Below are 16676 nucleotides of genomic sequence, written 5' to 3'. Positions count from 1 at the left end.
TTTAAAGTTATAAAGCGAGGTGATTTTTTACGTGCTATAAAATTAAATTAAAATAATGAACTATAAAAGAACTGGTCGCGGTATTCTGATTTCTTTAACAAGAGCATCTGTTTTGCCCTGTAAATGGCGAAGTAAAGCCAGGTCAGGAACAGGTAAAGGATGACGGATCAGGGCATTGCTCCAGGTTTTCTGAAGCCGGATGTAGCTGCCCATTTCCAGGGTGCTGTGGCTAAATGTCTGCATGTTTTTCTGCTTTTAAAAAATTAAATAAATTAGTTAAAAGCTCTTTGGCCAGATTTCACAATGCCTTAAGAAGCAGGAAAACAGTAGGTACAGGATAGAGCTATCCCATAGAACAGTAACCAAGGCTTCAAACCGCGAAAGCATTGTCAAGTTGGTAAAGGCAGGTCTCCTGACTTGTAATATTTTACCGTCCTTCCCATCAGTGTGATGACAGTGGACTTCAAGGGTAAAACTTATAGTATTACTTACAGTTGCGCGACAGTTCGTGATTTGCACACGATTCCCTATTCACCCCGGTTGCCGGGGACCTTTTCCATTTGAAAGAAATAAAGTAAAAGAACTTATTGGCGCAAATATACCAAACAATAGCAGACGGAAGCCTCCCGCATTGAAATACTCCTGATGAAAGACCTAATTCATAGGCGGGTTTTCTTTTCGGTATTATTTCCTGATTTTGGCATTGTATTCCTTAATGAGCTCTAATGTAGTCGTATCAGTGGAAAAAACAGAATTAAATCCCTGCGGTTCCTGTGGAGGATCGGCAGTAAAGTCATCTCCCTTTTTCCATTTCCCATTTTTGGGATCATTTTTTCCATAACCACCATAACCCCAGAAGTTGAGGGCTGTAAATGGTTCGTGTGCTTCAATGCTCGTCACAAGTCTTTGAAAGATGGCTTTATAAAACTGGTTGCGGTAGGTAAGCTCCGCTGTTTTGGACAGGCTTTCCTGTGCTCTCGGATAGCCAAACTCTTCTAATACGATGGGTTTATTCAGTGCTTTTGCTACAGTAATATGGCTGTCGATATATTCGATTGTTTTGGCAATAGCGACAGGGGTAGAGCCAGCTTCATCATTGACTTGGTACCAGCCCCAGTTTTTGGGCCAGATGTGCATGGTCAGGTAATCTATTTTTGGATTGTCATGGGTTCTTTGGAAGGTTTGCAGATCATCATTCGATCCGGCTTTACCTTCCGATCCTGTAGAAATCAGGTGATTGGGGTCTAAGCTGTCGATTAGGTTGACGGTAGTAGTAAGCCATGCTGTAAATGCAGCTTCATTTTCCGGAGTAAAAATGCGGGGTTCGTTTGCCAGCTGCCAGGCCATAATCGCGGGATCGTCCGTGTATTTTTTATGCGTATAGGCATTAGTTCTCCCCAGTATAAAGCGAATATGATTTTCAAAAGCCAGTTTGCATGGTGCACAACTGTAAAACTGTTTGGTATAGGCCATAAACTGCGGCCAGGTGTTTGGGGCTACATTAGGGTTGGGAAGTTTTCCATACCCATTCCACTCCAGGTATTGTGCCATTCCTCCAGACCATTCCCAGTTGTTGTTGAGGTAAAGTACGGCGTCCATATCACGTTTGCCCATTTCAGCTAACAAGTAATCCAGTCCGTCCAGCAAAGTCTCATCGTATGTTCCTTGTTGTGGCTGCAGTGCCGGACTTACAGTAAAGTCCTGTTCTCCGCTTTCGGCTCCTACCAATATACGGAGGTTGGTAATCCCCCTGGATTTCAGTTCGTCCAGTTCCTTAAGCACTCTTTTCCGGTCTCCATTTTTGGCTGCCGCCAGTCCACCATACCAATAGTTGGCACCAATATAGTGATAGGGCTTTTTATTTTTGATAAAATTACCATCCCGGACAGTGATGAATTTTTGTGCATGGGAGGGTGTTACCAAAAGAGAAAGCAGCAATACGGTCAGGGCGATTATTTTGTTCATAAGAATATTTTTTGGAAGCGATGTGTATCGGTAAAATTGTGCTATGCTATTAGTTATGAGGTTCTTCATTAAGACGTTTTAGGACTTCGATACAGGCTCTGGAATTATGATATGGACATTTCCAGAATCCAGCTTTGTCTTTGGCTATTGATGTTGTATCAGCATGGATACCCCAAATCCATTCGCCGTTTTGAGTATCCAGCAGGTATCGCTGTACAAAGCGCCAGTTTTTTTCAAAGATTTTGTAGTATGCTGCGTTACCGGTAAGCTGCCAGGCATTGATCATCCCAATCCAGAGCTCCGCCTGGGGCCACCAGTGTTTTTCGGCAATCATTTCTTTTTTTTCAGGGTCAAATTCATACCATAATCCACCATCAGTATCGATTCCTTCTTTGGTAACTTCAGCCATTTGTACAGCATACTCCCGGTATCGGGCTATCAAAGGTTCGGATTCCGAGATTTCGGCACACCATTGTAACAGCCAGGCTGCTTCAATATCGTGGCCATAGGAAATCACATCGGGTTTTTCGTTCCATAAATCATCAAAGAATAATTTCAAGTGCCAGGTTTCAGGATTGATAAAATGGGCCGCAATGGTTTCCAATAGCTGGATTATCACGGTGCGCAACGTTTCATCTTTCCATACCCGGTATAAATTTGCATAAGCCTCCACAATGTGAAGATGGGTATTCATTGTTTTCTTTTCGTTGGCATCTTTATCACTCAGCCTTTGGTCCTGGATCGGGTTCCAATCTTGTGTAAAAGCTTCAAAATAACCTTTATTTACCGGATCAAAACTGTATTGTTCTATTTTTTGGTACAATCGGATGGCCAATTGCAGGGCTTCTTCATTTTGGGAGACGGCATAGAACTCACTCAGCCCATAGATGGTAAAGGCAATAGCATAGATTTGATTTTTGGTGTCTTTAGGAGTACCGTCATAGTGTACACTCCAGTAGATACCACCATTTTCCGGATCATAAAAATAATCCCTGAGGTAGTGGAAAGCCCTTTCGGCCAATTCTAAATGCTGCTTGTCTTTGGTAACCGGATAGGCTGCTGCAAAAGACCACAATATACGCGCATTCAACACTGATCCTTTTTCGGCCAGTTCCTGAATTTGGTTGTCCGTATCAATCTGACCGATAAATCCACCATGTTGGGTATCTACGGTATGTGTACTCCAATACTGGAGGATGTTGTGTAGTTCCTGGGATATTTCGGAGGTAATAGTGTGATGTTGCGGCATTGGTGTAAAAGATATTAAACCTGCAGCTTGTGGCTGCAGGTTAGTAGTATAAAGCGGGGCTTATAAAAATGATTTATTGGTATCTACCAATTGAATGATCGTTTGTACAGATCCTGCAGAGGTAAAGGTGTCCTGTGGAGAATTCAATACATAATCAACCAGTTTGTCTACTGAGGATACGGCTACATGCATGCGCGTATCGGAAGAAGCATAATAGATATAGACCTTTCCATCAGTATCGGCAATCCATCCGTTGCAAAAAAGCACATTGGAAACATCGCCTACGCGTTCTTCATTTTCCGGTGCCAGAAAATGACCGGCTGGAACGTGGGTTACTTTAGCAATATCGTTAAGGTCTGTCATAAACATATAGCAGGTATAACGCAGTCCTGCGGCAGTATTCCGCACGCCATGTGCCATGTGCAACCAGCCTTTGTCGGTTTTGATAGGTGCCGGGCCCAGTCCGTTTTTCAATTCGTAAATGGTATGGTAGATTTTTCCAAATATAATCGTTTCATTCAGGACTACAGGATTTTCCATCGATTCTACATAACCGAGGCCAATTCCACCACCGTTTCCAACGTCAATGAAGCCATCCTGCGGACGGGTATATAAAGCGTATTTTCCATTGATGAATTCTGGATGCAGTACCACATTACGCTGTTGCCCTGTCTTTGAAATCAGGTCTGGAAGCCTTTCCCACTGCACTAAATCTTTGGTACGTACAATCCCTGCATTGGCAATGGCTGCACTGGTATCTCCTTTGGGCGCACCCGGATCTTTACGTTCTGTACAGAATATCCCATAAATCCAGCCGTCTTCATGTTGTACCAAACGCATATCATAGACATTGGTATCCGGTTCTCCCGGAATCTGTGGGATAACACATGGTTTTTCCCAGAAGTTAAAGTTGTCTACGCCATTAGGGCTTTCTGCGATAGCAAAAAAAGATTTCCGGTCTACACCTTCCACGCGTACGCAAAGGATATAACGATCCTGCCATTTTAGGGCGCCGGCATTGAAAGCTGCATTGATGGCTACACGCTCCAGCAGGAATGGATTTGTCTTGGCATTAAAGTCAAAACGCCAGGCTAATGGGGCATGTGCTGCCGTAACAACAGGATTTTGATAGCGTTCATAGATCCCGTTTCCGGCAGTGGATACCGGATCATTTTTTTTATGGGTTAGCAGCTGGTGTTCTTGTATCAGCTCACTTTTTCGATCTTCGAAAATGGTGTTGGTTATTGTAGTCATATACTATAATTCTGGATTCTGTATTTAGTCAATTATGAAAGTTTTCTTTTGGTGTTCAGGTCATTTTCGATGATTTGCAGCTTTTCTTCTGTCAACGGATAAAAAAAGATGAAAAGTACCGAGATAATGGCGGCTGCGGCCGGGAGTAGGCTAAGCATGAGCTGGATGCCGGTTTGGGTAGTGGCGGTTTGTACGACATTGGCCTGGAATCCGTAATAGCCCAATAGCCATCCGGTTGCTGCACCTCCGATAGTCCATCCGAATTTTTGTGACATGGAAGAGGCGGAAAATACAAGCCCCGTAGCGCGCCTGCCCCGTTTCCATTCGGAATAATCGGCACTATCGGCATACATCGACCAGATTAACGGGAAGATGCATCCTGCACAGATGCTGATGAGCACCTGGAAAATCATGATAAGGGCAACATCTTCTTTCCCGAACCAAAAAAAGATACAGCTTAGCAGTGCGGCAAGTGCCGTAGCCCCTAAAAAGGTCTTTTTCTTGCCAATCCTGTTGGCAATTGGTGTTGCGGCAATAACCCCGATAATATTGGCAGCCTGTCCGAGGACCAGGTATAAGGAAGTAGGCGTCATGTTAAAACTTTGTCCAAAGAGTTCCAGGCTGATCCCGGTAGCATTGCTGACATAATACTTGAAATAATATACGGCAGCACCATCGCGGATGGAATTGAATATCAGTGCACCAATTCCGGCACCGAGAAGAATCCACCAGGGCCTGTTTTTAAATAAATCGCTAATGTCTGCCTTCAGGTTATTTTTTTCTTCGGAAATGGGTTGTACTCTTTCTTTCGTCAGGAAAAAACAACCCCAGAAAAAGAGTGTAGTAATACAGCCGAAGATGATACTGGTCATGAGCCATCCGGTTTTGGAGTTCAGGTTTCCACCAAAATAGAGTACTAACGGCTCCAAAAGCCATAAGGCTAAAAGGCTTCCGGCAAAGGCAAATACCATTCGGTAGGAGGAGAGTGTCGTACGTTCTTTACGATCCGGAGAAATAACGCCCAGCAGTGAAGCATAGGGTACATTAATCATCGAATACACCATCATCATCAGGGAATAGGTGATGTAAGCATAAATTATTTTGCCTTTTTCGTCAAAATCGGGAGTGTAAAATGTAAGCACACCGATAACACCAAAAGGAATGGCTACCCATAAAAGATAGGGCCTGAATTTTCCCCAACGGCTTTTGGTACGGTCGGCAATAATCCCTACTATAGGATCAAAGCAGGAATCCCAAATGCGTGTGACCAGGAACATCGTCCCTACCACAGCGGGTGCCAGCCCGAATACATCGGTATAAAAAAACAGGAGGTACATGCTGAATATTTTCCAAAACATGGAGGAAGCAGCATCCCCAAGGCCGTAGCCTACTTTTTCTTTTAAAGAAACTTTATCGTGCATTCTAATGGATTGTTTTAAGTTGAAATGGTGGCTGTTACTTTTTGCGATACAGTTTTTCTTTGGTTGCATCCGATTGGAACAAGGTGTTTTTCAAATGATAGAAATCAATAAAATCCTGTTCATTAGGACCTCCTTTGTAAGGTACATAATAGTGCATGCGCGGCGGTGTGGAACTTTCATTCCAGCCATGGTTTCTCCAGGCCAATACGAAGGATACTTTATAGGTGCCAATGGCTTTTAATAGTGTTTGGGTCCACCATTTTGGATAAGGGATTGCTTCATATCCGGTCTCGGCAAACGCAATCAGTTTGTGCTGTTCCTGGGCAATGGTATCAATGATAGCAAACTGCCGGTTGACATTGCTTTCAAAATCCTGGTTTTCAGCAGGATCTTTATATTGGTAGGTATCAAAACTCAATATATCGGCATATTCAGGGCCGGGATAGTATTCCAAAAAGTCAGCTTTGGAGGTGAAATCGGAGGTGTTGTACACATAAATCAGGTTGTGTACTCCTTTTGATTTCAGGTAATTGACAGTATATTTCCATAGTGTTTTAAATTCTTCGGCTGTACCATTATTTTTGCACCACCAGAACCAGGTTCCCGTAAGTTCATGATAAGGGCGGTATAGTATTGGGATGGCTTTTCCATCGCTGCCTTTTAGGGACAGGAAAAATTGGGCCGAAATATCCAGCCAGCTGTTGAATAACTCGTGTTTTGCGCCACCGGGTACTACTGAAGCTAATGACCCTGGAGTGGTATCCCAGGCATTTTTTCCAGTAAGCGGATTGTCCTGGTGCCAGCTGATGGTATTGACTCCGCCACGATCGTAAACAGCTTTGATAAGCGTTTTCATTTTGGAAAATGGCACCCCGTCAATATTTTTATCGCTTTGCTGTTCCAGGCCGCCAATATCCCAGCCATATACTCCCGGATAATCGCCTGTAACTTCTTTGACATCACTTCGGCCTGATTCACCCCGCCATTTTACACCATACGCCAGGTCATCCTGGTGGCCAAACAAAAATCCTTTTTCTTTTAAGGCAAAAAGATTGCGGTAGAGGTTTTGGGTTTCGGGTGTGGCACTGCTATCGGATACGACCGGTAGTTTATTTTTTTGCTGTGCCAGCATCCCACCCGAAAAGCAGAGGAATGTGCAGGCAATCAGTAGTAAAGCGTTTTTTTTCATGTTTATGGTATTGTGGTCAGCTATCCTCTGAATACTTGAAAAGGCAGTTCAGTAAATAGTGTTATTTTTTGTCAATTTCGTAAGGAATGGACAAATATATTTAAGGAATAAAATATTTACGAACATTATTTTTCCTAAACCTCAAAGATAGGGAGTCAAATAAATTTGGGATAATATTATTTTATCAAATTTATATCATATAATTGCAGCAAAAATAACAGATATGAATCCCCTCAATAAATTCCATCGTGAAATTACACCACTTTCTTCCGGAGACAGCTTTTTGGTCTTTGATCGGGTTAAGGATAATTTTGATTTTCCGATTCACTTTCATCCGGAGTACGAAATCAATTTTATCTCCAATGGGAAAGGCGTGAAGCGCATTGTTGGGGATCATATGGAGGAGATTGATGATATCGAACTGGTATTGGTTGGCCCGAATTTATACCATGGTTGGGAATTGCATCAATGCAGGCAGAAGAAAATCCATGAGATTACAATTCAATTCCACAATGATCTTTTTGATGACACTTTATTGTCACGAAGGATCATGATGCCTATTAAAGATATGTTCAACCGCTCTATTCATGGCATTTTATTCTCTAAAAAGACTGCCAAAGAGCTATCCGAACGCTTTGTTCAGATATCGCGGTTAGACGGAATGGATTATTTTGTAGAGTTCATTTCCATCCTGCATGATATGGCAAATTCCAGGAACCAACGCTTGTTATCTACCTATACAGTCGACTACGATACTTTTGAAGATGATGATAAAATGAAATTGGTGTATGAATATGTCCAGAAAAACTTTTCAAATAAGATCACACTCGATGAGGTTTCGGCTATTGCCAATATGAGTGCTGTGTCCTTTAACCGCTTTATTAAAAAACGGACCGGGACTACTTTTGTCAACTACCTGAATGATATCCGGGTGGGCTATGCTTCGCGCTGGCTGGTCGAAAAAGACCTGAGTATTTCGGAGATTGCCTTCAAATCAGGATTTAATAATATTGCAAATTTTAACCGCATTTTTAAAAGCGTGAAAAGTGCAACACCCAGCCAATACCGCGAAGAATTCTATGGTTTGAAGCGATTTTTGTAAGAGTGGGTGTATTTTTTGTCATTTAAGTATAGTGGTTTTATTTCTGGTATTGTATTGAAAAACAATACTTTATTCCCCGTTTTTATTAGTTGCAAAGTGAGGTTGTACTATTTACGCAAACGTTAGAGAAAATATTATCAATAAATGATAAAATAATATTAACGTTTGGTTAACATGTCGACTAAATTTGTTTTTGTTAATAATTAAACTATATAATTATCGATTTCGAAAATTAACGGTTTGTTTATTTCATAATTACTAAATATAACTTATAACTACTATTTACTATGGGGAATTTATTATTCAACGTTAACCAATGGAATAAAAAAGCCGGGCTGTTCCTCCTCCTGCTGCTTTTTGCTTCCGTTTCTTCACTGAAGGCACAAAATATCAGTGGGGTAGTTTCGGATGCTAAAGGAATGACTATTCCGGGTGTTTCTGTTACTGTAAAGAATACACAAGAAGGAACAACAACTGATATTGATGGGAAATACGAAATCAAAGCAGCTTCCAATGCGGTGCTGGTTTTTTCTTTTATTGGCTTTAAAACTCAGGAAATAGCAGTAAACGGAAAGAAACAAATTAGTATTGTTTTAGCCGAAAATACCGAAAGCCTTGATGAAGTAGTAGTTATTGGATACGGAAAACAAAAGAAAAGCGATATCAACGGTTCTATCTCTTCTATTAAAGCAGAAGAACTTCAGAATATTCCGCAGGTTAGTATTGATCAGATGATGTAGGGTAAAGCTGCCGGGGTTTCTATAACCAATAATTCAGGACAGCCAGGTAGTTCTGTTTCCATGAAAATTAGGGGAACGACTTCAATATCAGGTACCAACGAGCCCCTTTATATCATCGATGGTATTCCGATTTCGGGAGATGCTACCAATCAGTCTACGAGTGGAAGATCGGTTGCGGGGAATGATTTTACTTCTGCAGGAAGCAATGCTGTCAGCCCTTTAGCTATGATTAACCCCAATGATATTGAAAGTATCGACATCTTAAAGGATGCTTCTGCTACGGCGATTTATGGATCACGTGGAGCTAATGGTGTCGTAATTATTACTGCTAAATCCGGTAAAAAAGGATCGGGTAAGATGACATTTGACTCTTCGATTTCCTTTCAGGAACAAAGTAAATTCCTCGATGTAATGAACCTGCAGCAATATGCAAGGTTACAAAATGCATTGGCGGTAGAATACAATCAAACCCCAAGAACAGAATTTTCACACCCTGAATTATTAGGTAGTGGAACCAACTGGCAAAAAGAGATTTTCAAAACCGGAGTCCTGAAAAACCATCAATTGGCTTTTTCGGGGGGTAAAGAAGGAATTTCCTATTACCTCTCCGGAGGCTATACGGATCAGGAAGGTACAGTAATCGGTTCCGGATTCAAGCGTTATACTTTTAAGGCCAATATTGATGCTAAAGTGAAAGAATGGCTAAAAGTAGGTGCCTAAGTTACTGGTGCTATTACCAATGAAGATATTACCCTGAATTCAGCTCAGAATGGAATCGTAAGCACTTCGCTGCTCCAGGTTCCGGATTTGGCAGTGCGCAACCTGGATGGTAGTTATGGAGGGGCTCCGGCCAATAACCAGAGTGTTGCTGTAATTAACCCGGTTGCACTTGCGCTGACCAAAAGTAATGAATTGGTGCGCAAGAATTTCATGGCAAATGTATTTGCAGAAATGAAACTGGCGAAAGGGTTAGAGTACCGTTTGGAATTGGGCGCTAATACCGAATTTTCTGAAAATAATGAGTTTACACCAACCTACCAATGGGGGACCTATAAAAATGAAATCGCCTTGCTGAATGTGAGAAGGCAGGATTGGTATTCCTGGAACTTAAAAAACTTAGTAACCTACCGTGCTTCTTTTGGAAAACACAACATCTCCCTTTTAGGAGGACAGGAAGCAAATGAAACAGTATGGAAAGGAATTACGGCTACGGCTTCAGGATTCCTTAGCAATGATATTCATACTATCAGTGCCGGGCAGGCGAGTCGTACTACGGCTACTGATTATAAAGGAAGCCAGGCTTTGTATTCTTATTTTGGGAGGTTTATCTATGATTTTGATAGCAAATACAGCCTTTCTGCTTCTATAAGAGCTGACGGTTCTTCTAAATTCGATCCGGTAGCAAAAAAACAATGGGGTTATTTTCCATCGGTTTCAGGATCCTGGAAATTATCCAATGAATCCTTTATGGAAGGTACCCGTAAATATATTGATAATATTAAATTCAAAGCGGGCTACGGAGAAGTAGGGAATCAGCAGATTCCAAACTACCGTTATGGAACTGGAATTACAGCAGTACCCACCGGTTTAGGGACAGGCTTCCTGTTTGCAAATATGGCGAATCCAAACCTGATCTGGGAAACTTCAAAACAAACCAATTTAGGTATTGATTTTACCCTTTTCGAAAGCCGTTTAGGTGCTACTGTAGAGGTATACAAAAAGAAATCGGAAAATTTCTTAGTGAAATTGCCATTACCCGACTTTCTTACCGGTGGACCGGATTATGAAGGTGGAGTAGGAGCTCCGACATCCAATATTGGAAGCATGCAGAATACGGGAATTGATGTTACATTAACGTATAACACCAATCCCGGTAAAGATTTTTCCTGGAGCTCTACACTTGTAGTATCTCATTATAAAAATAAAGTATTGGCACTGAATAATGGACTGGATTTATCCCAGTCAATTTATACCAATGACTATACGCAGGTAACTGCCACAAATACAGTGGTAGGACAGGCGATGGGCCAGTTTTTTGGATTGCAGACTGTAGGTGTGATCCACAACCAGGCCGAATTGGATGCTGCGGTACCCGTTCAGTTTGGAACTGTAGCCACACCGCTTCAATTGGGAGATGTTGCTTATGTAGATCAAAATGGAGATGGTAAAATTACCGATGCTGATAATGTATTTATCGGTAACCCGCATCCGGACTTTACTTATGGATTTACCAATACATTCCGTTATAAAGGCATTGAGTTGTCAGTGTTTTTACAAGGGTCACAAGGAAATGACATTTTAAACCTGACCCGTAGAGCTGGTACTTTAAATGCGAATCTCTATCAGAATCAATTGGCAGAAGCGTCTGATTTCTGGACACCGGAAAATGCAAGCAGTAATACTCCACGGCCTGTGGCCAATTTAGGGCACAGTAACCTGAAAATCTCAGACCGTAATGTAGAAGATGGATCATACCTGAGAATACAAAACGTAACATTAGGCTATTCCTTACCTACGGATATCATCAGTAAAGTGAAACTGAGCAAACTTAGGATTTATGCCGGAGTACAGAACCTACATACATTTACCAAATACAAAGGCTATGATCCGGAAGTGGGATCGTTTAACCAAAATGCCCTGTTGATGGGAGTGGATAATGGACGTTACCCGTCTGCAAGAACAATTACAATGGGATTAAATGTTGAATTTTAATTAAGAGCTACAATGAAAAAATATATAAAGAATATAGGGATTGTTTATTTGGCAGTATGTGGACTGGCGATAACATCCTGCAGTGAGGAGTTCCTGAACAGGGCTCCGGAAGATGGTGTTACCCTGGATAATTTTTACAATACGAATGAGCAGGTGAAAGCCAGTACGAATGCATTGTATAGCAAAACGTGGTTTAACTTTCACAATAAAGCCTTTTTTGCGATCGGGGAAGTAGGTTCCGGAAACAGCTATACGGGTTCCAGCGACGTAAACAGTTTACGTACTTTAATGATTTCAAGTTCTGATCCTGAAATGGCCAATGCCTGGAGGTCACTTTGGGCTACGGTGGCGCAGTCGAACAGTTTGATCAACTCATTGCCTTCCAGAGCCGGATCAGCGGTAGATCCTGTGGTTTTGAATAATGCCTTAGGGGAAGCCCGTTTTATGCGTGCCTTGTCCTATTTCTATATTGTACGTTTGTGGGGTCCGGTGCCAATTATTGAAAATAACCTTGACTTTGTAGAGAATCCTCAGATTCCAACAAACCGTAAAGAAGATATTTATGAGTTTGTAAAAAGAGATCTTTTGTATGCTATAGAGAACCTTCCGGAGAAAATAAGAGGTGTAAATTATTCAGATAACGGACATGTGTCCAAAGGTTCTGCCCGTGCAGTCTTGTCCAAAGTCTATCTTTATGATGGTGATTATGCCAATGCGAGATTAATGGCTGAGGCTGTAATTAATAGTGGAGAGTTTAAACTTTTTGGAGGTACAGAAATGCCGACGAAAACATTTGGGGACCTGTTTTTAACGACCAATAATAATAATGAAGAGTCTATTATTGCGTTGCAATGGATTAATTCAGGGCAATATGGTACAGCAAGCAACTGCAATACGCAGTTTGCCTATTCTGCTGATATTAATATGGCAACGTACGGTGGTGTTTTTGCTCCTTCCCAGGATTTACTGGCTTCTTTTGAAGCCGGGGATCGCAGAAGAAAAGAAACAGTGATGCTACCCGGAGATCAATATCCTAATATTACTTCCAGTATCGGTTCCGGTTTTACTGTTCCTGCGACGATTGATGCTCAGGGATCAGGATCCGGGATTAAAAAATATGTAGTAGGGAAAAATAGTGCCATTGCCGGAACAGCAGATGCCTGGGGAATGATGTCGAATAACACCTACCTAATGCGTTATGCAGAAGTATTGCTGATTCATGCAGAAGCAATATTGGCCGGAGCTTCTTCTACTTCAAACGCACAGGCATTGGAATCCTATAATAAGGTGCGTACCAGAGCTGGACTTTTGCCGGTTACCTCTTTTACATTCAACGAATTGTTTCATGAAAGAAGAATTGAACTGGCTTTTGAAGGAGATTATTGGTATGACCTGGGCCGTATACCACGTTCTCAGGCAGCGGCAATTATTGCGGCACAAAACCGTGGTAATGTCCTTACTCCGGAATTTATCCCGGTACCAACAGGAGATTTCCTAAGATTGCCTTATCCAGCAACGGAACTTGTGAAAAATCCGTTATTGGGACAGGATCCGGTTCCTTATTCTTTTAATTAATAAAGCAGTTATCATGAAAAAAATTAAATTCATACAATTATGGGCTATCGTGGCCGTAGGGATATTCGCTGTATTTTTTGCTTCCTGTGCCGATGATGACCAGGGCGGCATAAATACCAATCCACCGACTATTATCAGTGTAAGTGAAGCGGTACAGGATTCTCTGGTAACGACTGGTTTTGCGGATAATACCTATATTATCAGGGGTACTGGTTTCAGTGCGCTGCAAAAGATCTATTTTAATGATACGGATACTTATTTCAATCCAACATTGGTTACTGATAATGTTATTTTCGTAACGATTGACCGGGACACTCCTTATGCAGATGTTCCGAATGAATTGCGTATCGTGACAAAATATGGTACTGCGGTATATGGTTTTGTAGTGGCTCCACCGGCACCAAGAGTGGATAGCTTTAATCCGATTAATGCGAATGACGGGGAAGTGATTACTATTTACGGTTCTTTCTTTTTAGATCCTGAGGTTACCATTGGGACTACACCAGCCACAGTGATTTCAAATACATTAACCCAAATAGAAGTAACAGTACCTCCAGGCTCCAACCATAAGTATGTAACCGTAACTACAATTTCGGGAAGCAGTACCTCCAAACAGGCTATAGGTACAGCACTTTTTGATGATGCACTTTCACCTTTAGTGACTAATGTTAGTGCTTGGGCAGGATTGCCAATTGATTTTGAAAATAGTGATGCCACTCAGGGTGTAAAATCTATTAAATATGCATTCCCGAGCTATTCCGGTTTGCAGTTTGATATCAATAATGCTATTACAGCGGGTTATAGTGGAATCCGTATTGCATTAAAGGGAAGCTCTGAAGGGCGTGTGCAAATGATACTGAATGGTAATTTTAATCCTTCAGAACAGCTTAATATTATCAGTTTTACTACCCAGTGGAAAACATTTTTCATTCCTTTCTCTGCTTTTCAGGTAAATAATCTTACAGCAGTGAACCAGATTGTTTTCCAGGAATGGGGAGTACCTGGAGGAAATACAATATTCATTGACGATATCGGTTTCACATTAGAATAAATTTGTTAGAGTTCGTTTTTTGTAGCATTCCCTGATTCGTCGGGGAATGTTTTTTTAATCTTAATTTAAAATACACGATATGACCGGAAAATATTTTTTAGCCCTGTTAGGCATTTGTGTTTCAGTGGCTGTGATGGGTCAGGGAAATACCCATAAATCGGAATCGGGAAAATATGAAGGACTGGCGATGACACCGTCTATGGGATGGAATTCATGGAATACCTTCGAAACCAAAATAGATGAACAATTAGTAAAGCAAACTGCTGATATTATGGTTTCTTCCGGTATGGTCGCAGCAGGTTACAACTACATCGTATTGGATGATGGCTGGATGACACGTGAAAGAGATGGGGATGGTAACCTGGTTCCAGATCCGGAGAAATTCCCAAACGGTATGAAAGCCCTCGTGGACTATGTACATGGTAAAGGATTGAAATTTGGTCTTTACAATTGTGCCGGGACAAAAACCTGTGCGGGATATCCCGGAACACGGGGTTATGAATATCAGGATGCGCGCCTTTATGCATCGTTTGGTATTGATTTTCTGAAATTTGACTGGTGCAACACGGAAGGGATTAATGCAAAAGAAGCTTTTACGACAATGAGTAATGCCTTGAAAGTGGCTGGCAGGCCAATATTATTTAATATTTGTGAGTGGGGCGACAACCAGCCCTGGAATTGGGCATCACCTATAGGGAACTCCTGGCGTATTTCAGGAGATATTTACCCTTGCTTTGACTGTGAATACAAGCATCCTGAAAACTGGTCGTCGTGGGGATTCATGAAAATTATTGAAATGCGTAAAGATATCCGGCAATTTTCCGGGCCTGACCATTGGAACGATTTTGACATGCTTGAAGTCGGGAATGGGATGACCTATGCAGAGGATAAGTCACATTTTACGATGTGGGCACTTATGGCATCGCCATTGATTACAGGAAATGATTTGCGTGTGATGACCAAAGAAACGTTGGGAATACTCACAAATAAAGATATTATCTCCGTAAATCAGGATAAATTAGGAATCCAGGGTTTTAAATATGCTACGGAAGGGAGCATTGAAATATGGGTAAAACCATTAACGGATGGCAGTTGGGCCGTGACCTTCCTGAACCGGAATGAAAAGACGCAATCATTAAATTTTGACTGGAAAGCGCATACTATTACCGATCCAATTAATAAGCTAACGGCCGATTTTAAGGGGGATGTTTATATGATTAAAGACTTATGGGGTGGAAAAACAGGTGGGACTACCCAAAAGAACCTCATTGCCCAAATTCCTGGCCACGATACTGTTACATTGCGATTAACGCCAAAGTCAAAAGGAAAATAATAACCAAACCAGATTTATCATGAAGATGAAAATACAATGGGCAGTATATTTCCTGCTTTGTACATTTTTGGCTCAGGGGCAATTTGTGAAGTCTCATGGTGCGCTCAAAGTAATGGGCACGCAACTGACCGATCAGAATGGACAGGATGTTATGTTACGCGGCATGAGTTTTGGATGGCACAGTATGTGGCCTCGGTTTTACAATAAAGAAGCCGTTGCATGGTTGCATAAAGACTGGAAAGTAAATGTGGTACGCGCTGCTATGGGCGTGGAGCATGGGGAGAATTTTTATCTGGAGAACCCTGAATTTTCAAAAGCTAAAATCAAAGCAGTCATTGAAGGGGCGATTGCAGAAGATATTTATGTGATTATCGACTGGCACAGCCATAATATCAATCTGGAAGAAGCCAAAGTGTTTTTTGCGGAAATGAGCCAAACGTATGGGCAATACCCGAATGTGATCTATGAAATTTTCAATGAACCCGATTATGAAACCTGGCCCGAGATAAAGGCTTATTCTGAAGCAGTGATCAAAGTGATCCGCGCAAATGATCCCAATAATATTATATTGGTAGGATCACCCCGTTGGGATCAGGATGTTAACCTGCCTGCAGAAGATCCTATAAAAGGATACGCTAATCTAATGTATACCATGCATTTTTATGCCGGAACCCATAAAAAGTGGTTGCGTGACCGTACCGATGAAGCCCTGGCTAAAGGACTACCGATATTTGTGTCAGAGTCAGCAGGAATGGAAGCAACGGGCGATGGGTCTCTGGATTATGCCGAATGGCAATTGTTTATTGACTGGATGGAATCGCGAAAAATCAGTTGGATTACCTGGTCTGTATCGGATAAAGAGGAAACCTGTTCTGTATTGCAAAAATCAGCAGCATCAACCGGAAAATGGAAAGCAAAAGATCTTAAAGCCTCCGGAATTAAGACCCGGGACTATTTACGACAACTCAATAAAGGAAATAACTAAATAGAGCAATAGTTTGATTTCCAGTTTTCTAAATGGAATGAAAAATAAAAACGCCCGATTTTTCAATCGGGCGTTTTGTATGAATATAATGTCCCGTCCT

At 41.6% G+C, this 16676-nt stretch carries 13 protein-coding genes, 1 pseudogene and 1 riboswitch; of the genes and pseudogenes, 8 read left to right on the top strand and 6 right to left on the bottom strand.

The window, feature by feature from the left end; translation table 11 throughout:
• Positions 1-60: 60 nt before the first annotated feature.
• The 6 genes from FK004_RS17080 to FK004_RS17055 all read right to left on the bottom strand — a co-directional run bounded on the left by FK004_RS17080 (position 61) and on the right by FK004_RS17055 (position 7078).
• Positions 61-243, bottom strand: a complete 183-nt coding sequence (locus FK004_RS17080; RefSeq protein ID WP_108738350.1) for a hypothetical protein — start codon at positions 241-243, stop codon at positions 61-63.
• 142 nt (positions 244-385) lie between these two features.
• A riboswitch (cobalamin riboswitch) is annotated at positions 386-570 on the bottom strand.
• Positions 571-684: 114 nt separating this feature from the next.
• Positions 685-1965 (bottom strand): glycoside hydrolase 5 family protein, encoded by a 1281-nt coding sequence (locus FK004_RS17075; RefSeq protein ID WP_108738349.1) that lies wholly within the window; start codon positions 1963-1965, stop codon positions 685-687.
• A 49-nt stretch (positions 1966-2014) separates the two neighbouring features.
• Positions 2015-3214: an AGE family epimerase/isomerase gene (locus FK004_RS17070; protein WP_108738348.1), complete on the bottom strand. Its 1200-nt coding sequence runs from the start codon at positions 3212-3214 to the stop codon at positions 2015-2017.
• A gap of 60 nt (positions 3215-3274) precedes the next feature.
• Complete coding sequence (locus FK004_RS17065; RefSeq protein WP_108738347.1) at positions 3275-4468, bottom strand: glycoside hydrolase family 130 protein; 1194 nt, start codon at positions 4466-4468, stop codon at positions 3275-3277.
• Between the two features lie 32 nt (positions 4469-4500).
• Positions 4501-5889: an MFS transporter gene (locus FK004_RS17060; RefSeq protein ID WP_108738346.1), complete on the bottom strand. Its 1389-nt coding sequence runs from the start codon at positions 5887-5889 to the stop codon at positions 4501-4503.
• A 34-nt stretch (positions 5890-5923) separates the two neighbouring features.
• Positions 5924-7078, bottom strand: a complete 1155-nt coding sequence (locus tag FK004_RS17055) for a glycoside hydrolase family 26 protein (RefSeq protein WP_227871631.1) — start codon at positions 7076-7078, stop codon at positions 5924-5926.
• A 223-nt stretch (positions 7079-7301) separates the two neighbouring features.
• Between FK004_RS17055 and FK004_RS17050 the strand changes: the two genes are divergently transcribed.
• From FK004_RS17050 to FK004_RS17025, 8 genes and pseudogenes are all read left to right on the top strand, one after another.
• Positions 7302-8180, top strand: coding sequence for an AraC family transcriptional regulator (locus tag FK004_RS17050; RefSeq protein ID WP_108738345.1), 879 nt, complete (start codon positions 7302-7304; stop codon positions 8178-8180).
• A 287-nt stretch (positions 8181-8467) separates the two neighbouring features.
• Complete coding sequence (locus FK004_RS19520; protein WP_227871630.1) at positions 8468-8920, top strand: carboxypeptidase-like regulatory domain-containing protein; 453 nt, start codon at positions 8468-8470, stop codon at positions 8918-8920.
• Positions 8921-8938: 18 nt separating this feature from the next.
• A pseudogene (locus tag FK004_RS19515) lies at positions 8939-9640 on the top strand (TonB-dependent receptor plug domain-containing protein); the annotation flags it as partial.
• 93 nt (positions 9641-9733) lie between these two features.
• Positions 9734-11632 carry a SusC/RagA family TonB-linked outer membrane protein gene (locus FK004_RS19510; protein ID WP_227871724.1) on the top strand — a complete coding sequence of 633 codons (1899 nt, stop codon included), beginning with the start codon at positions 9734-9736 and terminating at the stop codon, positions 11630-11632.
• A gap of 12 nt (positions 11633-11644) precedes the next feature.
• Positions 11645-13207, top strand: a complete 1563-nt coding sequence (locus tag FK004_RS17040) for a RagB/SusD family nutrient uptake outer membrane protein (RefSeq protein ID WP_108738344.1) — start codon at positions 11645-11647, stop codon at positions 13205-13207.
• 13 nt (positions 13208-13220) lie between these two features.
• Positions 13221-14258 carry an IPT/TIG domain-containing protein gene (locus FK004_RS17035; protein ID WP_108738343.1) on the top strand — a complete coding sequence of 346 codons (1038 nt, stop codon included), beginning with the start codon at positions 13221-13223 and terminating at the stop codon, positions 14256-14258.
• 79 nt (positions 14259-14337) lie between these two features.
• Entirely contained in the window at positions 14338-15591 is a 1254-nt protein-coding gene (locus FK004_RS17030; protein ID WP_108738342.1) for a glycoside hydrolase family 27 protein, read from the top strand.
• Positions 15592-15610: 19 nt separating this feature from the next.
• On the top strand, positions 15611-16576 hold the full coding sequence (locus FK004_RS17025; protein ID WP_108738341.1) for a glycoside hydrolase family 5 protein: 966 nt from the start codon (positions 15611-15613) through the stop codon (positions 16574-16576).
• The last annotated feature ends 100 nt before the right edge of the window (positions 16577-16676 follow it).

The sequence above is a fragment of the Flavobacterium kingsejongi genome, assembly GCF_003076475.1.
GTDB lineage: Bacteria > Bacteroidota > Bacteroidia > Flavobacteriales > Flavobacteriaceae > Flavobacterium > Flavobacterium kingsejongi.
Note: the sequence above shows the minus strand (reverse complement) of the source record. Positions and strands in the feature narration are given on the sequence as shown.